This window comes from Microcystis wesenbergii FACHB-1317, from assembly GCF_014696875.1.
GTDB lineage: Bacteria > Cyanobacteriota > Cyanobacteriia > Cyanobacteriales > Microcystaceae > Microcystis > Microcystis wesenbergii_A.
Genome location: NZ_JACJQV010000059.1, coordinates 1 through 21,264, shown reverse-complemented (window position 1 = coordinate 21,264; position 21,264 = coordinate 1). Strand labels below are relative to the sequence as shown.

The following is a 21,264-nucleotide window of genomic DNA, read 5'->3' as shown; positions in this document are numbered from 1 at the left end:
ACAGTTAAAGGAAATCAGAAAAATCTTTATCAGCGAATACAAGACCTGAGTAATTCCTCAAAGCCAGAAAGTTGTTTTCTTGAACAAGATAATAGTCATGGTCGAAAAATATCCAGAAAAATAGAAGTTTTTAAAGTGAGGAAAAATGAAAGACAAGGATTTGAAAATCTGCGAAGAGTTATTAAAGTAGAAAGAAGGGGTAGTCGCGGGGATAAAACGTATGAAGAAACAGCTTACTATATCAGTAGCCTAACTGAATCCGCTCAAGTATTTGCTAAAATTATTCGAGGACATTGGAAAATAGAAAATCAGTTACATTGGGTAAAAGATGTAATTTTTGAGGAAGATAAAAGCGAGATAAGTGATTTTCAAGCGGCCAGCAATTGGTCAATTCTCACAACTATAGGATTGAATCTTTTCAGAGGTTTGGGTTTTCTCTCAATAACAGAGGGACAGAGGTGGTTAGCTGAACGTTGGGAAAAACTGATAGTTTTATCGACGTAAGAAGCAGAAAAATTAGCTAAATTAACAGGATGTACTCTCAGAAAATTTGAAGAGAGATAGGCTTTTAGTGGCTTGGGAACAAGCTTTATCAATTTATTCATAATCAATATTGGCAGAGGATTAAAGATTAGTTATTGTGACTAACTATTTTGGTTAGAAAAAGATAAACTTGAGAATTTTCATTCAAATTTATTGACTCAAAATCCGCTGTACTTAATTTAAATGAATCAACCCTAGGGTTGGGGGGGGTCACACCCTGCCCCCAGGAAAAGCTTTTTCAGCAAACCCTAATTAAGGCTTTCGGATTTTGCTGGGCTTCATTAACGATTCCTAGATTTTGAGACTTTACTTGACTTAGAGCATTTAAAGACGATTGGTCATTTCTATCTTTTAGCTTTTCGGTTATTTCGTAATAAATATCAGAGGGTTTTGCTGTTTTATCAAAGCTTACCGAAAGCTCTCGTGCTTTCTGCTTTAAAAAGGTGAGTTCTACAGGAAAACCCTTCTCTTTTCTCTTTAGTTTTAAGTATTCTGCGGGAAAATATGTAACCTTCAAGTCAAAAGGTAGATTTTGAATAAAGAAATCTACACTTTTGATTTGACCAACAGTAGGCAAAACAGATGAATGTGATTTAAATAGATGTTCAATTAGAATGCTAGACCAGTGATTATACCAACTGTTCAATACATAACCCTGAACAGCACGATTTATCTCTTGTTCAAACTTAGAAATTAATATGTCATAAGATGAAATTGATTTTACATAATGAGTTACTAAATATTTATCTAAAGAGTTCTGATAATCTCCTCCCCACTCAAATGTTTTCAATTTATATAACTCAGATACCAAGGCTTCCCGATTTAAGCTTTGTAATTGCTGCGTGTTTTTCTCTCTAATGTAAATATCTAACTTCTGATGAGCGCGGAATGGATCAATCTGCAACAGCAAAAATAACTCCTCAAATTGTTCAATTAACCTAGTAGAAGTTAGATTTAAGGAGAATTTTTCAGTAAATTCTGAAAGCAACTCTTTTCTTGTGATCGATTTTACTTTTAACCACAACTGACCAACAGAATCCCTGTTGAATTCTGCCAAATCGTTGCCATCGTGTAATTTTTTCCAATAATCAAAATTTTTCATAAGCTTTTCGCTGTGATTTAAGATGCCGAAGCTATTTTAGGTATTGAGGTTGACCAACCAGGTATTTCATCTAACCTATGTTGAAAGTTGATATTAAACCCCTTTTTGGTAAGGATGAGAATATAATCTGTTTTCATGCTGCCTTTTCTATTATCTTGCACTACTGAACTGGCAGAATATTCCATTGGAAAAGCGCCTGTAAAACTTAAGTTGTCACTTTTTTCAAGAATCTCTAAGAACTTCCAACTTTCTTTGTCACGAGCATTGAAGTATATCAAGAGTATGCCCTCATCAGCTAGAACACGGCTTGATTCGCTGATGAATAATTTCATATCCTCAATATATTTATGCTTATTTTTCCCTCTTTCTTTTGCATTAGAGACAACTACTTCTTTCTCAAAAGAAACAGATTTATTGAGAATAGAATTCCACATTTCACTTAGTTCTAAATAGGGAATTCGATCACTGTGAGGTGGATCAGTACAAATAAGCTTTATGGATTTTGCTGGAATAGTTCCCATTATATCGATGCAATCGCCATTAAGAATCGATGCTCCTTCTTCATTTTCTAAAAGTGCGTCTATCGACTCATACCTGTTATATTCAAGGTCATCAACATCTACTAAAGCCTTATCAAGCTTTTTTGCTCTACTTTCAAAGCAATTCCAAACGTTAATCTCAAAATGCAAATCTGGTCTCCAATAACCAATAACCCAACTGCCAACCTCAATTTTATTGGAAATTTTATTCTTGGTTTTTCCTCTATTGGTGATTGCAAATACCAGGCTCGACATCTGACCAGAAGCAGAAGTAAGGGTTAACAATAAGGCTCTTTGAATAGCTTCTGGGAATGAATAAATCTCGTCTAATATTAAGTCAATATTATGTAAAGCCCTACGAGTAAATAAATCATAAATAGACATTTCGTTTTTTGAGTTTATTCTTGAATTTGTAAAAAAAGTAATGTTTCTGATATTTCTAACAGAATAATTATCAAAGAATTCATTCTTTTGTACATCAAAAGCTGTTGGCTCAACCTCTATCCTAAGTCTTCCTGTTTCTCGTCTAATCCATACTTTTGAGAGCTTATCGCTATCCCATAAATAGTGAGATGCCACTTTTCCGTTTTCAACAAGATATGTCTCGTTAATTTTTTGCTTGACGTTTATCTCAATTTTCTTTAGTGCTGCTTGGAATGTTGAAGCATGAGGAAGTTCTAGCAAAAAATTAGAATGCTCAATAGCAAAAGGATTGATATCAATACCAATAAATCTTCTATTTTGAGACAAACATTCTCTGGCAATAAACCCTGAGCCTAAAAAAGGATCAAGAATTACATCTGATTCATCTGTAAATTTTTGTATAAAGAAAGCGATGCTTTCAGTTGGGTTTTTCCCCCAGTACTTATGAAATGAATAAATCCCTTTGTAAGTAGCTGGATTGTCAATGTCTTCTATCGTCTTTGTATTTAGATCGAATAATGTCTGCTGCACACCCACACCATTATTTTTCATTGCCGATTTTTATTTTTTGAGCAATATCACGATACCACAACTCTTTGTCCTAAGTACAGGACAAAAAGCTTGAAAAGTAGGCAGAAGTAAGGTTTTATGAGAAATATCACTAATCTCGAAAACCCTATAAACCAGTATAGAGCAATAAAGCAATCCCTCCAACCCCATCTAGGGGTGCTACTCAGTGACTTCGACATCGCACTTTAACCCACAGCTTCAATAAATGTGCATGGTGCGTTCCCCAAAAATCGATCGGTGGAACAGTAGGACTTGCATTAGGGAACGCACCCTACAGCGATAGCGTACTGCTACGCAGTGCCTTCGGCATCGCACTATAGTGCTAATTGATGAATCGCCGAAAAGAATAATCCATGTCGCTCCAGTCACTAGGTGGATAACCTTCTACTAAAGCAGGGCTGATTGCCTCATCTAATGTGTGATCGCTTTCAAAACAATGTAACGCCTCAAGATACCGTGAAAAAGGCATCTTTCTACCTTGATACCTTGGCATTGGATAATTAATATCTTCTTGAAGCACTATCCAAAAAATTGAGCTAAATAGTTCTTCAAAAGTTAAATCAGACTGGTTTGCAGTTGAATTGTAGGATTTACCTAAAGCCGTATGAGCAGCCATAGCACAGCGCAGAATGGATTGATTAACAGCGCAGTAAGAGTAGCTCTTAACTTGAGAGTATTGATTTGCATCAATTTGTCCTTCCCTTGCAGCTCCAATAAGAATTTTCTTCATTAATTCATGATCAAATCCCTGAAGACATTTGTTATAGATATCTACAATGATATTTGCGTGCGACAAGGAGGTACTAAGCTGGGAAGTTACAATATCAACTCTGTAATCGTCAACAATCTTTCCATTTCTCCCAATTCTCGCTTTCAAACCAGGATAGCTAATATAAATTGCAGCACCATTAGAGCAGGTGTAGATTAAATCCTGATGTACATGGTGCAAACGCTGTTGAATTAGTAGTTTATAGTTTCTGGATTCAAACAATTGTTGGAGTTTTTGTTCTGCTTCAGAATAGTGCATTACACGGTGCTCCTAAATTTCTGACTGAGGGAGTGCCACGAACTTTAGAATTCCTAGTATTTCACCTTTTATATCAGTGGATGACGAGATTCCAAAAGGCATTTGCTTGACTGACAACGGAGTCCTACCGACTGAGCTGCCTAACTACATATTATAGGTCAACCTTCTTTATAACACTTTCCAGAGTAACTATATAGGTCAACTTTCTGCATAACACTCCATTTAGGCGTGATCGCAAGAAGTTTTTCCCATATCACCCCCAAAAGCGTGTTAGCTAGATTAGCGCATTGCCAAAAACCTTGTTTAACTAAATTTCTGACAATTAGGCTGATTCTAGCGATGATTCCTATGTCTGACCGCACCCCTTGACAAAAATTTATAATTATTCGACCTTTAGCGATCGCTTGTTCTAGGTATGTTTTGGGGGTTTCAGTCGGCATTACTTTCTATGAGATTAAACTATGTGCATTCCAGTTTAGGGGCGAACTGATGCAATCCCACTTTTTCTCAGCTTAGTTTTTGTATTGGGTTGAGATCTCTATGGTTTGAGGCCTAACGGTGAAGTTGTGCGGCGACAGACAACCCTGGCACTTACCTACAACCGATATTCGGTCCGCACCAACGAAGGGTTAGGCTTTAGATACAGCAACGCTCATTCATGATTCCGTCTCAGAACCCAAAATAAGATTAACTGATTGACCTTAGTTCGACTCTCGGCTAGACTAAGATTAGCTCTCTAACTTTAGTCTTATGCTCGAGATCGCAAAAGAAGACATCCTCTCCCGCCTTCAATTTGATAATCCTTGGTGGGAGACAGACCGTAAGGGAAAAGTAATCTATGAAGATATGCCACGGCGCAAGTACTTTGAGGCTTTTTCTCAAAACATCTTGGACACAAGTGTGCGTCGAGCAACAGTCTTGATGGGACCCAGGCGTGTTGGTAAAACTGTCATGGTCTATCACACTATTCGTCTGCTCCTAGATTCTGGCATTAGTGCGGTAAATATTTTATATGTCTCTCTTGAAACTCCAATTTATACAGGGCTTCCATTAGAGCGGATACTTAAGTATTTTCAGGAACTATTCAATCACGATCGCAATTCGAGGCTATTTGTCTTTTTTGACGAAATTCAATACTTGCGTCAGTGGGAAATTCATCTAAAATCCCTGGTTGATTCATTTCCAATCTGTCGATTTGTCGCTACTGGCTCTGCTGCTGCTGCTCTAAGACTTAAAAGCACTGAGTCTGGTGCTGGTCGATTCAGCGACTATATCCTGCCACCGCTAACCTTTGCTGAATATTTAATGTTTATAGGAAAAGAAAATGAATTAATAGAGACAAATGTCCATGGCTCTGAAGATTCTAGTTATCCATCTAAGATCTATGAGTTTCTGTCTAAAGATATTGATCAGTTGAATGATACTTTTATTAATTATTTGAACTTTGGTGGCTATCCAGAAGCTGTCTTTTCTGAAACAATTCGACAGGATCCTGGACAATATATTAAAAGCGATATCATTGACAAAGTTTTACTTCGAGATTTGCCAAGCCTTTATGGGATTAGTGATATTCAAGAACTGAATAGACTTTTCACAACCCTGGCGTATAATTCAGGCAACGAAGTAAGTCTCGAGGGGTTATCCCAATCCTCTGGTGTAGCTAAAAACACTATCAAACGTTACCTCGAGTATCTTGAGGCTGCATTCCTAATCCGCCGAGTAGAGAGAATTGATCAAAACGCTAAAAAGTTTAAGAGAGCAGTTTGCTTTAAAGTCTATTTAACCAATCCGTCAATGCGCGCCGCGCTATTTGGTCAGCTTGAAACAGACTCTAAGGCGATGGGAGCCATGACTGAAACCGCTATTTTTAGTCAATGGCAGCACAGTAAAACGACTGAGCTTTATTACGCACGATGGAAAACTGGAGAAATTGATATTGTACATTTAGATGCTGCCCATCAATCACCTTCTTGGATAGTTGAGGTTAAGTGGAGCGATCGCCCTCATAGTACACCTTCCGAACTGGACAACTGCATAGAATTTTTAAAAAAGAATCCTGGTATATCTCAACCGATCTTAGTGACAAGTAAAACTATTAGGGATGACAATTTTTTATACAAAGATATACGATTTCGCTTTAAGCCCGCAAGTTTATATGCATATACTCTCGGTGCAAATATATTGCGAAATATTGACAACAAGGTTAAGGGATATCGTGCCAGGTCACTACCTCTTGAATAAGAGTTGCTTGATCTAGTCGTGATAGGTATGCATAACGGCTGAACTCACCCGCCACCACTAACCTTGGATATTTGTTAAAGTCTAGTATAAGGTCGGGTGCAGTGATTTGTTAGACATTTTTCTAACTAGAGACTATGACAAAGGTTTAATTGTCACTAATCCCCCGGCAAAACCCTGAATATTCAACTCATAGCCCTCAAGTAAACCCATACCAACTAATGGATCTGTCTCTGACTCATTGATTTCAATAGATTTGATCTGACCATCCCAGATCACAGTTGCCTCAAATACGTTAAACATACAGAGGCTTCCATCGCCCAAGATTCCCTCTTCTTGCATATACCACGTTAATCCTAGTGTTGTAATGATAGCGGAAGGCAACGTGAGAAATCCACTGTAACCAGTGTCAATAACTGCTTTAATCGCTTGCCTCTGGTGATTTTCGCCTAGCACTACGAATTGAATAATTGCTTCTCGGCGCGAATTGACGCTCCCCATCATCATGGCGATACACTGGGGGAACGAAAGCCAAAACGATGGACGGCACGATGTCCAATGCGAATACCAAATATTTGTGCATCAGGAAAACGTATTAACAGTTGTTTAGCAGCTGTTAGGCTGTCGTCAGCCACTTCAAAAGCCCCTGTTTCGATGTCTATTGCTACAATCTTCCCATGATTCCCTTCCTCGATTTGGGAGCGTACCTGAGATTCATAGACTTCGTGTCCACGTCGGGCAAATTCTTCTTTGCTGTAGCGGGGTTGTTGAACTGTCATTGGCTTGACCCTGTTGCAACTTTTGCCCCTCTATTTTAACCTAAACATTGGGAATCTTCGCTAACATTCCTCAACTGGGCCCCCAAGAGCGGCATCGCACTTTAACCCACAGCTGCAATAAATGTGCATGGTGCGTTCCCCAAAAATCGATCAGTGGAGCAGTAAGAGCCACATTAGGGAACGCACCCTACTGGACTGTTTCAGCTAAAATAGGGCAATAGCTCGAACCAGCAGAGGAGATCAATCATGGGAAGAGGTCGGCGAGATAAAGTCAATCTAACAGGGGAACAAAGAGAAAACCTCGAACAAATCAGTCGTAATGGCTATGCACCAGCTAAAAAAATTCTCCACGCTCGGATTTTGCTGATGTGTGACGAGGGAGAACAGGCGAAAAGGAAATGGACAGATGAAGAAATAGCCGAAGCTTTAGAGGTCCATAGAAACACAGTGGGACGTATTCGTCAAAGATTTCTTCAAAAAGGCGAAAAACCAGCATTAGAACGGAAATTGAGAAAAACTCCCCCCACTCCGGCAAAAGTTGATGGAGCCGCCGCCGCCCAAATCATTGCCCTGTGCTGTTCGGAGCCACCATCTGGCCGAGCCGAGTGGACAATCCGACTATTAACCTCGGAACTCAAACAAAGACAAATTATCACCGAGATTTCCAGTCCAACGGTGTGGCGTACTCTAAAAAAAACCAATTACGCCCTTGGAAAACCCAAAGATACTGTATTCCGGAACAGGATTGAGCCAGATTTGTTGCCCAGATGGAAGTTGTCCTTGACCTGTATGGCACTCAGCCATCGCAAGAAGAACCGTTAATCGCGATGGATGAGGCATCAAAGCAACTACTTGGAGAAGTTTACCCCCCGATACCCATGCAACCTGGACAAGATAAAAAAGAAGACTATCACTATAGTCGTGAAGGGGTTCAAGCCTTGTTCATGTTTTTTGACCCCCATCGAGGATGGAGACGGGTGAGTAACCGAGATAGTCGAACCCGAATAGATTGGGCAGAAGAAATTCGTCAATTATTGGATGTGGACTATCCAAAGGCTCGAAAAGTCAAGCTCGTCTGTGATAATCTGAACACTCATAACATAGCCTCGCTTTATGAAGCATTTCCAGCACCCGTTGCTCATCGTTTAGCTAGAAGACTGGAAATTTATTACACACCTCGTAATGGTAGCTGGTTAAATGTAGCCGAAACTGAACTAAGCGTCTTATCGAGGCAATGTTTAGATAGAAGGATTTCTAGCCAGGAAGAACTGAAAAGGGAGATAGAAACCTGGCAAAAAGAACGTAATCAGACTGCATCTACAGTAATATGGACGTTGACGACCAGCGATGCTAGGGTCAAGCTGAAACATCTTTATCCTGTGTTTGAGGAGGAGGAATCGGGAGAATCTATTGCACCAAATTAGCTGAAACAGTCCACTACAGCGATAGCGATCTGGGCCCACCAGAGCAGCATCGCACTTTAACCCACAGCTTCAATAAATGGGCTCTTCGTTACTTGGTATGGTTCGATAGGGGGGCATAAATCGACTAAATCCTTATCTGGCAAGAGACTTAATTGATTAGTTCGCTCTAGATAAAAAACAATTGACAAAAATCGCTAAATGCCTTTCTATATAAGGGTTCCATCCCTTACAACCCCCCTCTATTGCATAACACAAACCGAAGAGCCAATAAATGTGCATGGTGCGTTCCCCAAAAATCGATCGGTGGAGCAGTAGGACTTGCATTAGGGAACGCACCCTACGGCGATAGCGTACTGCTACGCAGTGCCTTCGGCATCGCACTTTGGATGATGTGAGAAGTTTAGCATACGGTCGGGTGCAGTGATTTGTTATGTCGATCTATCTTGAAGTGCCATTCAGGGCAATTCACTTTTGTCGAGAGTCTTTGGAGTTTCCATAGATGATTGTATGTAGTTGAGTAACGTTATGGTTTTGTACTATTTCTAGAATGTAGCTGCTTAATTTATCTGCACCAATTGCAGATGGCTCGATCGGATTAGCGTAATCAGATGTACTGGTAAAGATTTGGCGCAGATCAATAATTGGTAGTTTATAGGCTATTGCTGTTTGAATTATCACATCATTCCAAAATGTGAGTGCAGTTGTCGCTATGCTTTGGTATTCTGACTGCTCAAATCTTGGCTCGTAGATGGTGCAAATTGTTATTGGCAACTGTTTTTCCAGTAGCTCTTTGATTGCACTTACATAGTTAGCACGAAAATCTCCGACCAGCCTTGAAAATTTAATTATTACTTCTGCAACAGATTGTGCCCTCTGAGATAGATAGTCGATGTTGCGTAAAGCATCATTTCCCCCAACACTCAAAAACAAGTGAGTTGAGTCTTTAGGTAGCTTCTGAACTTGAGCATGGAGATCCGTGGTAATAGAACCATCAATAGCGAGTAAAGTGGCTTTCCATCCTAAAGGTATTTTGCGCTTAAGGTAATGGATAACATCTTCTTCAACATCTACATAAGGAGCATTATCAAATATGCTGTCGCCGAGCAAGACGATGTGGGTCATAAATCTATACCTCAAAATTTTCCACTTGCGCAAAGAAGCAATGCGACATAACTACATATTATACGAAAACTTTCTGTATAACAATCTCCAGAGTAACAATATAGGTCAACTTTCGGCATATCACACTATTTAGGCGCAATCGCCAGAACTTTTCCATATATCACGCCCAAAAGCGTGTTAGCCAGATTAGCATATTGCCAAAAACCTTGTTTAACTAAATTCCTGACAACAAGCTAAAATAACAGGAGTTTTCCAGGATTCTAGGAAGGTAGAAACTAAGCACATCAAAGCTTTTAGCTTAACCAATTAGGTTTTAGATTCGCCCCTTGTTATCAGATGTGAGTTTTCAGTTCACCGATTACCGATGACTGTTTACTGATCACCGAACAAACTCCACTTCCCCGAACATTTGTCAAGACTCCCAGGGAAAAAGCCGCGTTTGTTTACACAGCTTAATTAAGAGTTGTAACTTTTAATGAACAGGAAGGGAGTCTAGGGCTGAGAGCTTGCTATAGTGAATCCTAGCCGTTTTTTCACGGCTCGTCATTATCATCTCAGAGCCTTTACTCGTCTCAATCATCATCCCAGAGTAAAATCAATAATCCCTATGGTCAGCACGATCCAAAAACCAGAATTCGAGGAAATCCGTCCGGGTATAAAAGTTCCCGCTAAAGAAACGATCCTCACTCCCCGCTTCTATACCACTGATTTTGAAGCGATGGCGGAAATGTCGATCGCCGCTAACGAGGAAGAACTGAAAGCGATTTTAGAGGAATTCCGTACCGATTATAACCGGCATCACTTCGTTCGCAATCAAGAATTCGATCGCTCTTGGGAGCATATTGATGGCGAAACTCGCCGCTTATTCGTGGAATTTCTGGAAAGATCCTGCACGGCCGAATTTTCCGGCTTTCTTCTCTACAAAGAACTCGGCAGACGTTTAAAAAACAGAAATCCCGTTCTCGCGGAATGCTTTAACCTCATGTCCCGGGACGAAGCGCGTCACGCTGGGTTCCTTAATAAGGCTTTATCGGATTTTAACCTCTCCCTTGACTTGGGATTTTTAACCAAAAGCCGTAACTACACCTTCTTTAAACCGAAATTTATCTTCTACGCCACCTATCTTTCCGAAAAAATCGGTTATTGGCGTTATATCACCATTTATCGTCATCTCGAACAACATCCCGAAGATCGGGTTTATCCGATTTTTAACTTCTTTGAGAATTGGTGTCAAGACGAAAACCGTCACGGGGACTTCTTTGATGCGATCATGCGCGCGCAGCCTGATATTCTTAATGATTGGCGCGCTCGTCTCTGGTGTCGTTTCTTCCTGCTTTCGGTCTTCGCTACGATGTATCTCAATGATACTCAGCGTTCTGGTTTCTACGCCATTCTCGGTTTGGACGCTCGCGAGTACGATAAGTATGTGATCGAGAAGACCAATGAAACCGCCGGCCGCGTCTTCCCGATTGTTCTCGATGTGGATAGTCCTGAATTTTATGATCGCCTAGAAATTTGTGTTCGCAATAACGAGGGATTACGGGCGATCGATAGCGAAAACAGTGCCGCACCAGTTAAATTCCTGAAGAAATTGCCTATCTTCGCCTCTAACGCCTGGCAATTCCTCAAATTGTACCTGATGAAACCGATTCGGGTCGATAAATTAGCCGGTAGCGTCCGTTAAAAAGTTTGTTTTCTTGAGACATGGTGAGGGTGGGTTAACCACCCTTTTTTTGTCGATAAAATTCTTAAGAAAATCCTCTAACATTTCTATCCTCGCTAGACTGGATCCTAGGGGTGTGAACTAGGTTTTTACTTTTTACTTTTCACTGTCAAAAATATGGCTATTTATAGTGAATTACCCACAGGACAACGTCTCTATCTCGATAATCAAGGGCTGCAGACGATTGTAACTCTCGCTAGTGGTGCTGTGGGACAACAACAGCAGTCTAGCAGTAGTTTTGCTACGGGAGTTTGGACACAAGAACCCCAAATAGAGATAATTCCCCAAGGGGCAATTATTGAAATTATCACTGAAACTGGACCCCACAGAATCCAAATTCAAGGAAGCAGTATCGGTTTTTCCTCTCCTCATACCTCTGGAGTTTCTCAGTCCTCTCAATCGACCACTGCTACCAGTTTCTCCTCCTCACCGATGCAACCAATGCAACCGATGCAACCGATGCAACCGATGCAACCGATGCAACCGATGAAAATGGGTAATATGTCGATGAATTTTACCCCCATGGAAATGCAAATGGGAGATATGAAAATGAGTATGGGAGACACAAAAACCGTCAGTAAAGCCCAATTTTGTAGTCAATGCGGGGCAAAAGTAGCGGCAACCGATCGCTTTTGTAGTAGCTGTGGTCATCAGTTACAGCGATAAAACCTGTTTAGCTAAATCTATAACTCCTTTTCGGGAAAAATTCTGTTTATATTAATGGACTGGGGCGGTAAGTGAGCATCTAGATGTAATATCAAGCCGTCCTAAAAAGACGGGGTTTCAGAGCCAATTTTTTGATGAACGATCAACGAGATATTAACAAACTCAACGCTGGCTCTGTAGTGTCAGTGCGAGGAAGCATCATTGATGTCTATTTTTCCCAAAGGCTGCCAGAGCTTCATAGCCAACTTCAGGCCGGAGAAGATGGCAGTGTAGCGATGGAAGTTGTGGCCCATCTTAACTCCCAACTGGTACGGGCCATTTCACTGAAGCCAACAGCCGGTTTAGCTCGCGGTTCTCCAGTCATCGATACGGGTCATCCCCTGCGAGTTCCAGTGGGCGAGGGGTTGCTCGGCAGGATGTTGAATATATTTGGGGAAACAATTGACGGACAAGAACAGATAGCTGAGGGAGAATGGCGTTCAATTTATGCAAATCCGACTCCCCTGTACGAGCGAACCACTAGCTCGGAGATTCTCAAAACCGGTATTAAAGCCATAGACGTGCTTGTCCCGTTGGAACGGGGGGGGAAAGCAGGATTATTTGGCGGAGCGGGTGTTGGCAAGACGGTTTTGATTACCGAAATGATTCATAACATCGTCAAGCAAGATCAGGGAATTAGTATCTTCTGTGGAATTGGGGAGCGATGTCGGGAAGCCCTAGATTTATACCAAGAAATGCGCGGAGCCGGGGTTTTGCAGAATACGGTGATGATCTTTGGGCAGATGGATGAACCGCCCGGGGTCAGATTTCGCGTCGGACACGCCGCACTGACGATGTCGGAATACTTTCGCGACACGGCCAAACAAGATGTCTTACTGTTAATTGACAATATCTTCCGCTTTATTCAGGCCGGTTCAGAGGTATCGGGGTTGATGGGACAATTACCTTCGCGGCTAGGGTATCAGCCGACATTAGCCACGGAACTGGCAGAGCTAGAAGAGCGGATTTGCAGTACGGCTACGGGCGCAATCACCTCCATTCAAGCAGTCTACGTCCCAGCAGATGACTTTACCGATCCGGCGGCTGTTCATACCTTTTCTCATCTATCCGCATCAATTGTACTCTCTCGCCAGCGAGCAAGTGAGGGGTTTTATCCGGCGGTGAACTTACTGCAATCGGGATCGAAAATGTTGATGCCGCCTATTGTCAGCGAGCAACACTATCGCATCGCCCAGGCAGTGCGGCAAACCCTAGCGAACTACGAAGAACTCAAGGATATTATTGCCATGCTAGGATTAGAAGAACTTTCACCGGCTGACCGCCAGATTGTAGCCAGAGCCAGACGATTAGAAAAGTTTCTCACCCAGCCTTTCTTTTCTACCGAACAGTTTACAGGAATGGCGGGTAAATTTGTCGAGCTAGAAGCGGCCTTAGCGGGATGCGATCGCATTCTCCAAGATGAATTTTCGGATTATCCAGAGAAGGCACTTTACATGATTGGCACGATTGATGAGGCTGTAAAGCTTTGACATCCTCACGGCCGAAGCCTTACGGGGTTTTGCACCTGCCGCCCCAGTTTTACTCTGTTCTGGTCATCAGGTCGCGACCCGGACTGACACCGCAAGCCCTGCGGCCAAAATATTTTTACTGGCGTTAACATCTCGGTCATGGTGTCTCCCACAGCTTGGACAGTCCCATTCTCGAATATTTAACGGCATTTTCAAGGGCAATATACCCGCAATTACTACACCTTTTAGAACTAGGAAACCATCTGTCTATTTCGAGGTAATTTCTCCCATACCAACGGCATTTATAGGCTAGTTGTCGCCCCCCCCAACCCCTAGGGTTGATTCATTTAAATTAAGTACAGCGGATTTTGAGTCAATAAATTTGAATGAAAATTCTCAAGTTTATCTTTTTCTAATCAAAAGAGTTAGTGACAATAACTAATCTTTAATCTTCTGCCAATATTGATTATGAATAAATTGATAAAGCTTGTTCCCAAGCCACTAAAAGCCTATCTCTCTTCAAATTTTCTGAGAGTACATCCTGTTAATTTAGCTAATTTTTCTGCTTCTTACGTCGATAAAACTATCAGTTTTTCCCAACGTTCAGCTAACCACCTCTGTCCCTCTGTTATTGACTGGAGTTTAGACTAAATTTTCCAAAAATCAACCCTAACGAGTTCAGGCTCAATACCTTAAAAATCTGACCCCAAAAGGAATACAGACTTCTTGAGCGAGTATTTCTGTGACCGCATAGCGACTTTTCGCGCTTGTTTGCAGAACATCATGAGTTGACCAAACCTCCACAAAAGTCCTTCAAGATTCCCCAATAAGTACATGAGCAGGGGCGAAAACTTGGCAAGGAAATAGCTATAACCTAGTTTTTGCAAGGGTTGCAAGGGATTCGAGCCAACCTACTCATTAAGCTCGACCCAGGAGTGGCATGACAGAATTAGTCTAAACTCCAGTTACACGCGATTGTTCATATTTTTGTACTAATTTAAGAGTCACTGATAATTGCTGATTGTCGGTATTTCTGCAAATGTGGGATGCAGCTTTTTGCTTGTATAAGCAGGGAGGCACAATTATTTGTAGGATGGGTTAGCGGTAGCGTAACATGAGCGGGCGTTGGGTTTCATGCTTCAACCGTTCGGACCTCGGCGTGAGCTTTTGTCGAACGCAAAAGCTCACGGCCGAAGCCCAACCTACGTTCTGCAAATGTGGGATGCAGCTTTTTGCTTGTATATAGGGTTTGCTGAAAAAGTTTGTTGGTGGGGTTAGGAGTGAGTCGTCGGTCGGGGAAGTCAGAATACCATGACCTCAATTTCCTTCGTTGAAGGACTTATAAAAACCAGAAGAAAGCAACTAAAATAGCAGTGAGAGTGGCGGCAAAAATGAGAGCGTATTCAATTTTTTGATTGATAATACCAATAACAATGATTAGGGTAATTGCCAGAAGAAACACACCGATATAGACTAGATCTTGAGTACCTGAATTAACTAAATTATTATTTAAAGTCGGTGTGGGTGTGGGAGTTTGTAGAATTGTTGATGAGAGACTAATCGTGGAGGTAATGAACATAAATATTTATGACTACCATAGAACTAATTTTATACAGTAAACCGGACTGTCATCTTTGCGAAGGGTTGCTAGAAAAACTAGAAAAAATCCGTCAACCGGACTGGCAGTTAGAAATTAGGGACATTACCAGTCGAGAGGATTGGTTTAACGCTTATCAGTACGAAATCCCCGTCCTCTGTCAAAAACTAGCCACGGGGGAAAAAATCCTTCCTCGTCTTTCCCCCCGGGCAAATGCCGAACAATTGGCCCGTCTTTTAGCCAATAATTTAACCTAGGGGCTAATTACCCGGACTAGGACTAGGGACCGGACTAGGAGAGGGAGAAGACTGGGCGACTGGTTGCGGTTTGGCTGCGGGTTGAGTTTGATACCATTTAAAGTGTTGGTAGGCCGTGCGTGATATTTGTTGAATCAGAGTCCTAGCGTTACTATCATTGTGGGGACGTTTCACCATCACTGCTCCTAGATAGCGTTTTCCGTTGGGCATATCAATAATACCCGCATCCGCTAACATCGAGCCAATATCACCGGTTTTATGGGCAATATTGGCGGATTTCTCGATACCTTGGGGCAGCAGGGTGCGAGTGCGGGTTTCCTGCATAATATTTAATAGACGATCGCGGGAACGTAAACTAAGTAATTCCCCTTGATTAACTTTTCCTAAGATTGTCACCAAATCTCTCGGACTTGTGGTATTGGTTCCTTCCAAGTCTGGTAAAGCGTTATTAATTACCGTACTGGTCAAACCCCAAGCTTGAAAACGCTGATTAAGAGCCTCTTTGCCGCCCATGCGCTTAATTAACATATTAGTAGCGGTATTATCGCTAATTACGTTCATTTTAGTGGCGGTTTCTAGGGCAGTATAGGTTTTATTCACTCCTAGATACTGCATATCCCCGGACCCACTGGCCAGGACATCCTTAGTGGCCACAAGGGTTTCATCGAGACGAATTTTTCCCGCATCCACATCCTCAAAAAAGGCCACCAGAATCGGGATTTTAATCGTACTAGCGGCGGCAAAAATAGTATCTCCGCGAAAATTAGCGTAAGCACCGTTATCAAGGTCAATAAATAATGCTCCCGCCTGTAATTTCGGATATTTGACCGCTAAAGCCTGTAATTTCTGGTTAAGGCTGCTGAGATTTTCGTTTAAAACTAAGGTGGTCGGTTTTGGGGTGACGGGTTTGGGAGTCGGGGAATTAGTAGCGGTGGGTTTTGGGTGTAGAGGTAATTTGCTCGGATCCACCACCGTTAAAACCGTACCAGCGATCGCACCTAAACCGACACCAAGGATAGAGAAGCGAAGAACCTGAAGGAGAAAAGAAGCGATTAGGTTAGGTTTACGTTGTTTTTTCGACTTTTTAACTGGTACAGGCTTTTTTTTATTATTTGAGTCCATGGTCCTAGAGGATCCAGGGCCGGATTGGACTTTAGTGGGACGACGAGTTACTTGACGAGTCACGGTTTTCCTCAAGGGTATCCAGATTTATTATCGATCGCTAGGAGAATTTTTTTTCTTGCCCTTGAGACTATCAAGACCGAGAAAAAGTTGCCCGATACTTTCAACATGACCGATAATACCCCGCAGCAGGGCTAATTCCTCCACCGTGGGCCGGGCCCGATGATAAAGTTGCCGGAATTTCTCCATCCTAGCGGCGGCGGTGTGGGGGTAAAGATAGCCAATTTTGAGCAAAAAGCTCTCTAAGTGCTGATAATAGCCTTCTAGAGCCTCAAAAGTGGCATTGGGGAGCATTTCTACCGGGGGTTCGAGCCTATTTTCCGTCGCCATTTGGTACAGTTCGTAGGAGCAAACTGCCACCGCTTGGGCGAGATTGAGGGAGGAATATTGAGGATTAGCGGGAATACCGACAAAACGCTGGGCGTGGTTCAGTTCGCTGTTACTTAAACCCCGGTCTTCTGGCCCGAAAATTAGGGCCGATTCCAGGTTAGGGGTGAGTAACCAGGGTAAGGCGGTCCGGGGTGTTTCAAGGGGAGTATTCAGGTGACGGGGTTTTGAGGTGGTGGCAATGATGCGATGACAACCCTGCAAAGCTTCCCCCAGGGTGGCTACCTGTGAACAGTTTTCTAGGACTTCAATCCCGTGTACTGCCATGCGTCGCGCTTCTGCTGCAAGAATATCACAGGCGGGATTGACGATAATTAAGCGACTTAAGCCCATATTTCGCATAATTCTGGCAGTGGAACCCACATTTAAGGCTCCGGCTGGTTCAACTAAAATAATTCTCAGGCGATCGAGTGGGGAACTCTGATTATTTTCATCTACACTCATAGATAAGGCGCAGTTTTTGACTTTTTAATTTTAATCATGGCACGTCAGGTCTCGAAGTCCGATCTTCCCAGTAAAATTTGTCCCGTTTGCGGTTTATCCTTTACTTGGCGCAAAAAGTGGCAAAACTGTTGGCATGAGGTCAAATACTGTTCAGAACGTTGTCGTCGTCGCAAGTCCTCGGCCAATCAGTAAAAAGCCGAGAATTTTAACTATCAAATAGGCACTCTTGCAAAAGGCAATTTTTAGCTGAGGACTTAGATGGGTAATTAATTTTGCTGAGGTACTCTATTAGCTTTTAATTTTACGGCTAATTTAGTAAGCTGATACTTGGCTAAATTAACTTTTTCTTAAGAGAATCTCAATGCACATTGCCTGGTTAGGAAAAAAATCTCCTTTTTGCGGTAACGTTACCTATGGGCGAGAAGTGACTAATTCCCTGCTCGATCGAGATTATCAAGTCAGTTTTCTACATTTTTCTTCCGAAAAACCCACCGTAAGCGATTGGCCGGACTTTTACGACGAAATCACCCTGCCACGTCTCTATAGTTCCCAAGTCTATACTATTCCCACCCTGAAATCGAGTCGGGTTCTACAGGATAAACTCAGGGAACTGAAACCCGATCTAGTTCATGCGTCCTTACCCCTGTCTCCCCTCGATTTTCTGCTACCAGAAATTTGTGAGTCTTTAGATTTGCCTCTGGTGGCGACTTTTCACCCGGCTTTTGATAGTAAAATTCGCAATCTCATCTCCAGTACCCAATTATTAACCTACCAACTACACGCCCCTTTTTTAGCTAATTACGATCAAGTAATTATTTTTTCCACCTCTCAACGGGATTTTTTAGTTAAATTGGGAGTTCCCGAAGAAAAATTAGCAATTATTCCCAATGGGGTTGATGTTAATAAGTATTGTCCAGGACCATCGAATATTAAAGCGCAATATAATGCCGATTGTTTATTTATTTATCTCGGTCGGATCATGCCGGAGAAAAATGTAGAATCTTTATTGAAAGCTTGGAAAAAAACCAGTTTAGGTGATAGATGCAAACTGCTCATTGTTGGCGATGGCCCGTTAACTCCTTCCCTCAAACCTTTTTATGGAGAAGAAGATGGTATTATCTGGTTAGGTTTTATCGGCGATGAAAATAAACGAATTGAAATTTTGCGCGGGGTTGACGGCTTTATTTTACCCTCATTAGTGGAAGGTTTATCGATTTCCCTCTTAGAAGCGATGGCCTGCGGTGTTGCTTGTCTGGCTACGGATGTGGGTGCCGATGGGGAAGTGTTAAAAGGTGCGGGAATAGTTCTAGATACTAAAGGACTAATTACCCAATTAAAAACTCTCTTGCCCGTCTTACGAGATCATCCCGAATTAACCACAATTTTAGGTCAAAAAGCCCGTCAAAGAGTTTTAGACTCCTACACTCTCAGTAAAAATATTGATCGCTTACAGTTAGTTTATCAAGAAGTGTTAGCCAAAAAACAATCTTCTCTTAGCTACTTTCACTAAGGAATTTATATGACGATTGCCCGGACAATTTGCTTGGGATTTATTGCGGTAATTTTAGCGGGAACTTCCCTGTTGATGTTGCCTGTTTCTACCACTAGCGGCACTTGGAATGACCCAATTGTTGCCCTCTTTACCTCCACTTCTGCTGTCTGTGTTACGGGTTTAGCAGTAGTAGATACGGGTACTTATTTTTCTTTTTGGGGTCAATTATTTATTGCTTTATTAATTCAAGTGGGTGGACTGGGATATATGACCACTACCACTTTTTTAATGTTATTAATTGGGCGAAAATTTGACCTGAGACAGAAGTTAGCGATTCAAGAATCCTTCGATCGACCTTTCCTACAAGGTAGTCAAAGTTTAATGAAATCAGTGATTGCTACTACTCTAGTTTTTGAGTTAACAGCAACTTTGGTTATGTTAACTGTCTTCGCCCAAAAGTATGATTTTAGATATGCAGTGTGGTTATCTTTATTTCATAGTATTAGTGCTTGGAATAATGCGGGTTTTGGCTTGTTTAAAGATAACTTGATGTCCTATCATTCTTCAATTATTATTAACTTATCTATCACAGGGTTAATCATTTTTGGAGGTATCGGTTATCAGGTAATTATCGAGTTTTACACTTGGTTTATTTACCGCTTTCAATATAAACGAAAAGGCTTTGTTTTTTCTCTTAACTATAAAGTTGCTATCAGCACAACTATATTTTTATTAGTGATAGGAACATTGGCTTTTCTACTTACTGAACAGGGAAATGGTGACACTTTGGCTAATTTATCAATTAAAGATAAATTGCTGGCTGCTTGGTTCCAATCGGTAACATCGAGAACAGCAGGATTTAATACCATTGATATCGGTAAAATTTCCGTAGAAGGTTTATTAATCACCATGGCTTTGATGTTTATAGGAGCCAGTCCTAGCGGTACAGGGGGAGGTATTAAAACCACAACTGTTAGGATTTTATATAATTGTACTCGCTCGGTTTTACGGGGTCGTGAAGAAGTGACTCTTTATCAAAGACGCATTCCCATGCCGTTAATTTTAAAGTCAATGGCGGTGGTTTTTGGTTCGGTTATAGCGATTATTATCTCCACCCTAGCTATCTCATTTGTGGAGACAGATTTTCAAATGATTCAACTGTTTTTTGAGGTAGTTTCTGCCTTTGGAACTGTCGGCCTATCTATGGGTATAACTGCCGCTTTATCACCGATTTCTAAGTTAATTATTGTTTTTATGATGTATTTGGGACGGGTAGGAGTTATACTTTTAATAGCAGCTATTATCGGCGATCCGAAACCAACAGTTATTAACTACCCCGAAGAAAACCTTTTAGTGGGATAATTAATATCAGTTATTAGTTATCAGTTATCAGTACCTATTGACACCAGCATTTTAAATGCCTAACAGTTTAACTTAAAATTATGCAATCAATTAAATTTTTTAGTAGTATGCGTCCCCAAAATCGTCAATTTGCCGTCATCGGATTAGGCAGATTTGGGCGCGCCGTCTGTGAAACCTTACGCAAACAAGGTTATCAGGTGGTAGGGACAGATATTGACGAAGGATTAGTAGCGCAAGCGTTATCTGATCGAATAGTAGATAATGCGATCGAGCTTGATTCTACCAAACCTAACGCCCTGCGAGAAGCGGGAATTTTTGAAACCGATACGGTGATTGTTGCTATTGGTAAATACGTGGAAGAAAGTATCATTACTACTCTCAATTGTAAGGAAGCGGGGGTTAATTTTGTCGCCGCTAAAGCCTCCACAGAAATCCATGGAAAATTACTCAAAAAAGTTGGCGCAGATTTAGTAGTTTTTCCCGAATACGATGCCGGTTGTGAGTTAGCGCACCGTTTAACTAGACCATCAATTTTAGAACGATTTGATCTCGATCCCGAACATAGTATTGTCGAGTTAAAAGTCCCGGAAGCTTTTCACGGTAAAACCCTAGCAGAGTTAGAAATTCGTAATCGTTATGGGTTAAATATTGTCGCTGTCGGTAATGCGGAAAAATTCAAGATTAACCCCAATCCCCAAGAAAGATTACACAAGGATTTAGCAATGGTGGTGATTGGTTCTAACCGAGATATTCAGCGTTTACCGATTTGACACTCCCCGCTCTAAAGAGACGGGGATTCTTGGTTCACAGAGATTACTTGCTTAGACAGAATTGCTTCTGAAAAAGTAGAGGTATTCTCTCCCCAAGCGTTTATTGGAT

General features: G+C 41.5%; 20 protein-coding genes and 3 pseudogenes. 12 read left to right on the top strand and 11 right to left on the bottom strand.

What is annotated here, in order from left to right:
• Window positions 1-504, top strand: a pseudogene (locus H6F92_RS02765) (ISAs1-like element ISMae8 family transposase); the annotation flags it as partial.
• A 277-nt stretch (window positions 505-781) separates the two neighbouring features.
• Here the strand turns inward: H6F92_RS02765 and H6F92_RS02760 are convergent.
• From H6F92_RS02760 to H6F92_RS02745, 4 genes are all read right to left on the bottom strand, one after another.
• The gene (locus tag H6F92_RS02760) at window positions 782-1,645 is read right to left on the bottom strand and encodes a hypothetical protein (protein WP_190356705.1); all 864 of its coding nucleotides are present in this window, start codon (window positions 1,643-1,645) and stop codon (window positions 782-784) included.
• A gap of 17 nt (window positions 1,646-1,662) precedes the next feature.
• Window positions 1,663-3,159, bottom strand: a complete 1,497-nt coding sequence (locus H6F92_RS02755; protein WP_190356704.1) for a DNA methyltransferase — start codon at window positions 3,157-3,159, stop codon at window positions 1,663-1,665.
• A gap of 340 nt (window positions 3,160-3,499) precedes the next feature.
• Window positions 3,500-4,204, bottom strand: coding sequence for a hypothetical protein (locus H6F92_RS02750; protein WP_190356703.1), 705 nt, complete (start codon window positions 4,202-4,204; stop codon window positions 3,500-3,502).
• Window positions 4,205-4,362: 158 nt separating this feature from the next.
• Window positions 4,363-4,644, bottom strand: a complete 282-nt coding sequence (locus H6F92_RS02745) for a hypothetical protein (RefSeq protein WP_199308112.1) — start codon at window positions 4,642-4,644, stop codon at window positions 4,363-4,365.
• 310 nt (window positions 4,645-4,954) lie between these two features.
• Here H6F92_RS02745 and H6F92_RS02740 point away from each other — a divergent pair, with 310 nt between their 5' ends.
• Window positions 4,955-6,445 (top strand): ATP-binding protein, encoded by a 1,491-nt coding sequence (locus tag H6F92_RS02740; RefSeq protein ID WP_190356702.1) that lies wholly within the window; start codon window positions 4,955-4,957, stop codon window positions 6,443-6,445.
• A 132-nt stretch (window positions 6,446-6,577) separates the two neighbouring features.
• Here the strand turns inward: H6F92_RS02740 and H6F92_RS02735 are convergent, their stop codons facing one another.
• Both H6F92_RS02735 and H6F92_RS02730 read right to left on the bottom strand, forming a co-directional pair.
• Complete coding sequence (locus tag H6F92_RS02735; RefSeq protein ID WP_190356701.1) at window positions 6,578-6,949, bottom strand: clan AA aspartic protease; 372 nt, start codon at window positions 6,947-6,949, stop codon at window positions 6,578-6,580.
• Window positions 6,946-7,221: a hypothetical protein gene (locus H6F92_RS02730; protein ID WP_190356700.1), complete on the bottom strand. Its 276-nt coding sequence runs from the start codon at window positions 7,219-7,221 to the stop codon at window positions 6,946-6,948. The genes H6F92_RS02735 and H6F92_RS02730 overlap by 4 nt, the downstream gene beginning before the upstream one ends.
• Window positions 7,222-7,467: 246 nt before the next feature.
• Here H6F92_RS02730 and H6F92_RS02725 point away from each other — a divergent pair.
• A pseudogene (locus H6F92_RS02725) lies at window positions 7,468-8,645 on the top strand (IS630-like element ISMae25 family transposase).
• A 465-nt stretch (window positions 8,646-9,110) separates the two neighbouring features.
• Here H6F92_RS02725 and H6F92_RS02720 read toward each other — a convergent pair.
• Window positions 9,111-9,767 carry an SGNH/GDSL hydrolase family protein gene (locus H6F92_RS02720; RefSeq protein ID WP_002758338.1) on the bottom strand — a complete coding sequence of 219 codons (657 nt, stop codon included), beginning with the start codon at window positions 9,765-9,767 and terminating at the stop codon, window positions 9,111-9,113.
• Between the two features lie 607 nt (window positions 9,768-10,374).
• Here H6F92_RS02720 and acsF point away from each other — a divergent pair.
• From acsF to atpD, 3 genes are all read left to right on the top strand, one after another.
• Window positions 10,375-11,451, top strand: coding sequence for a magnesium-protoporphyrin IX monomethyl ester (oxidative) cyclase (gene acsF / locus H6F92_RS02715; protein WP_002752007.1), 1,077 nt, complete (start codon window positions 10,375-10,377; stop codon window positions 11,449-11,451).
• Window positions 11,452-11,607: 156 nt separating this feature from the next.
• A complete protein-coding gene (locus H6F92_RS02710; RefSeq protein ID WP_190356699.1) occupies window positions 11,608-12,156 on the top strand; it encodes a zinc ribbon domain-containing protein in 549 nt (182 codons plus the stop codon).
• 134 nt (window positions 12,157-12,290) lie between these two features.
• Window positions 12,291-13,685 carry a F0F1 ATP synthase subunit beta gene (gene atpD, locus H6F92_RS02705; RefSeq protein WP_190356698.1) on the top strand — a complete coding sequence of 465 codons (1,395 nt, stop codon included), beginning with the start codon at window positions 12,291-12,293 and terminating at the stop codon, window positions 13,683-13,685.
• Here atpD and H6F92_RS26950 read toward each other — a convergent pair.
• Window positions 13,587-13,992 (bottom strand): annotated as a pseudogene (locus tag H6F92_RS26950) (zinc ribbon domain-containing protein); the annotation flags it as partial. The gene atpD and the pseudogene H6F92_RS26950 sit on opposite strands and share 99 nt — an antisense overlap.
• A 140-nt stretch (window positions 13,993-14,132) precedes the next feature.
• On the opposite strand from H6F92_RS26950, the gene H6F92_RS02695 reads away from it, so the two are divergent.
• The gene (locus H6F92_RS02695) at window positions 14,133-14,315 is read left to right on the top strand and encodes a hypothetical protein (protein WP_190356697.1); all 183 of its coding nucleotides are present in this window, start codon (window positions 14,133-14,135) and stop codon (window positions 14,313-14,315) included.
• Between the two features lie 688 nt (window positions 14,316-15,003).
• On the opposite strand, the gene H6F92_RS02690 is transcribed toward H6F92_RS02695, so the two are convergent.
• Window positions 15,004-15,243: a hypothetical protein gene (locus H6F92_RS02690; protein WP_190356696.1), complete on the bottom strand. Its 240-nt coding sequence runs from the start codon at window positions 15,241-15,243 to the stop codon at window positions 15,004-15,006.
• 8 nt (window positions 15,244-15,251) lie between these two features.
• Between H6F92_RS02690 and H6F92_RS02685 the strand changes: the two genes are divergently transcribed.
• A complete protein-coding gene (locus H6F92_RS02685; protein ID WP_008204472.1) occupies window positions 15,252-15,518 on the top strand; it encodes a glutaredoxin family protein in 267 nt (88 codons plus the stop codon).
• 3 nt (window positions 15,519-15,521) lie between these two features.
• On the opposite strand, the gene H6F92_RS02680 is transcribed toward H6F92_RS02685, so the two are convergent.
• Window positions 15,522-16,703 (bottom strand): serine hydrolase, encoded by a 1,182-nt coding sequence (locus H6F92_RS02680; RefSeq protein WP_190356695.1) that lies wholly within the window; start codon window positions 16,701-16,703, stop codon window positions 15,522-15,524.
• Between the two features lie 27 nt (window positions 16,704-16,730).
• The gene (locus H6F92_RS02675; protein ID WP_190356694.1) at window positions 16,731-17,531 is read right to left on the bottom strand and encodes an RNA methyltransferase; all 801 of its coding nucleotides are present in this window, start codon (window positions 17,529-17,531) and stop codon (window positions 16,731-16,733) included.
• Between the two features lie 36 nt (window positions 17,532-17,567).
• Between H6F92_RS02675 and H6F92_RS02670 the strand changes: the two genes are divergently transcribed.
• The 4 genes from H6F92_RS02670 to H6F92_RS02655 all read left to right on the top strand — a co-directional run bounded on the left by H6F92_RS02670 (window position 17,568) and on the right by H6F92_RS02655 (window position 21,155).
• On the top strand, window positions 17,568-17,723 hold the full coding sequence (locus tag H6F92_RS02670) for a DUF2256 domain-containing protein (RefSeq protein ID WP_002801262.1): 156 nt from the start codon (window positions 17,568-17,570) through the stop codon (window positions 17,721-17,723).
• A 169-nt stretch (window positions 17,724-17,892) separates the two neighbouring features.
• Complete coding sequence (locus H6F92_RS02665) at window positions 17,893-19,041, top strand: glycosyltransferase family 4 protein (protein ID WP_190356693.1); 1,149 nt, start codon at window positions 17,893-17,895, stop codon at window positions 19,039-19,041.
• Between the two features lie 9 nt (window positions 19,042-19,050).
• Window positions 19,051-20,385 carry a TrkH family potassium uptake protein gene (locus H6F92_RS02660; protein WP_190356692.1) on the top strand — a complete coding sequence of 445 codons (1,335 nt, stop codon included), beginning with the start codon at window positions 19,051-19,053 and terminating at the stop codon, window positions 20,383-20,385.
• Between the two features lie 80 nt (window positions 20,386-20,465).
• Window positions 20,466-21,155 carry a potassium channel family protein gene (locus H6F92_RS02655; RefSeq protein WP_002750520.1) on the top strand — a complete coding sequence of 230 codons (690 nt, stop codon included), beginning with the start codon at window positions 20,466-20,468 and terminating at the stop codon, window positions 21,153-21,155.
• Window positions 21,156-21,264 lie beyond the last annotated feature (109 nt).

What these genes read in the sequence shown, in the direction of transcription:
- H6F92_RS02760 (WP_190356705.1), bottom strand. Translation starts at nt 1,645, where the DNA reads ATGAAAAATTTTGATTATTGGAAAAAATTACACGATGGCAACGATTTG.
- H6F92_RS02755 (WP_190356704.1), bottom strand. Translation starts at nt 3,159, where the DNA reads ATGAAAAATAATGGTGTGGGTGTGCAGCAGACATTATTCGATCTAAAT.
- H6F92_RS02750 (WP_190356703.1), bottom strand. Translation starts at nt 4,204, where the DNA reads ATGCACTATTCTGAAGCAGAACAAAAACTCCAACAATTGTTTGAATCC.
- H6F92_RS02745 (WP_199308112.1), bottom strand. Translation starts at nt 4,644, where the DNA reads ATGCCGACTGAAACCCCCAAAACATACCTAGAACAAGCGATCGCTAAA.
- H6F92_RS02740 (WP_190356702.1), top strand. Translation starts at nt 4,955, where the DNA reads ATGCTCGAGATCGCAAAAGAAGACATCCTCTCCCGCCTTCAATTTGAT.
- H6F92_RS02735 (WP_190356701.1), bottom strand. Translation starts at nt 6,949, where the DNA reads ATGATGATGGGGAGCGTCAATTCGCGCCGAGAAGCAATTATTCAATTC.
- H6F92_RS02730 (WP_190356700.1), bottom strand. Translation starts at nt 7,221, where the DNA reads ATGACAGTTCAACAACCCCGCTACAGCAAAGAAGAATTTGCCCGACGT.
- H6F92_RS02720 (WP_002758338.1), bottom strand. Translation starts at nt 9,767, where the DNA reads ATGACCCACATCGTCTTGCTCGGCGACAGCATATTTGATAATGCTCCT.
- acsF (WP_002752007.1), top strand. Translation starts at nt 10,375, where the DNA reads ATGGTCAGCACGATCCAAAAACCAGAATTCGAGGAAATCCGTCCGGGT.
- H6F92_RS02710 (WP_190356699.1), top strand. Translation starts at nt 11,608, where the DNA reads ATGGCTATTTATAGTGAATTACCCACAGGACAACGTCTCTATCTCGAT.
- atpD (WP_190356698.1), top strand. Translation starts at nt 12,291, where the DNA reads ATGAACGATCAACGAGATATTAACAAACTCAACGCTGGCTCTGTAGTG.
- H6F92_RS02695 (WP_190356697.1), top strand. Translation starts at nt 14,133, where the DNA reads ATGAATAAATTGATAAAGCTTGTTCCCAAGCCACTAAAAGCCTATCTC.
- H6F92_RS02690 (WP_190356696.1), bottom strand. Translation starts at nt 15,243, where the DNA reads ATGTTCATTACCTCCACGATTAGTCTCTCATCAACAATTCTACAAACT.
- H6F92_RS02685 (WP_008204472.1), top strand. Translation starts at nt 15,252, where the DNA reads ATGACTACCATAGAACTAATTTTATACAGTAAACCGGACTGTCATCTT.
- H6F92_RS02675 (WP_190356694.1), bottom strand. Translation starts at nt 17,531, where the DNA reads ATGAGTGTAGATGAAAATAATCAGAGTTCCCCACTCGATCGCCTGAGA.
- H6F92_RS02670 (WP_002801262.1), top strand. Translation starts at nt 17,568, where the DNA reads ATGGCACGTCAGGTCTCGAAGTCCGATCTTCCCAGTAAAATTTGTCCC.
- H6F92_RS02665 (WP_190356693.1), top strand. Translation starts at nt 17,893, where the DNA reads ATGCACATTGCCTGGTTAGGAAAAAAATCTCCTTTTTGCGGTAACGTT.
- H6F92_RS02660 (WP_190356692.1), top strand. Translation starts at nt 19,051, where the DNA reads ATGACGATTGCCCGGACAATTTGCTTGGGATTTATTGCGGTAATTTTA.
- H6F92_RS02655 (WP_002750520.1), top strand. Translation starts at nt 20,466, where the DNA reads ATGCAATCAATTAAATTTTTTAGTAGTATGCGTCCCCAAAATCGTCAA.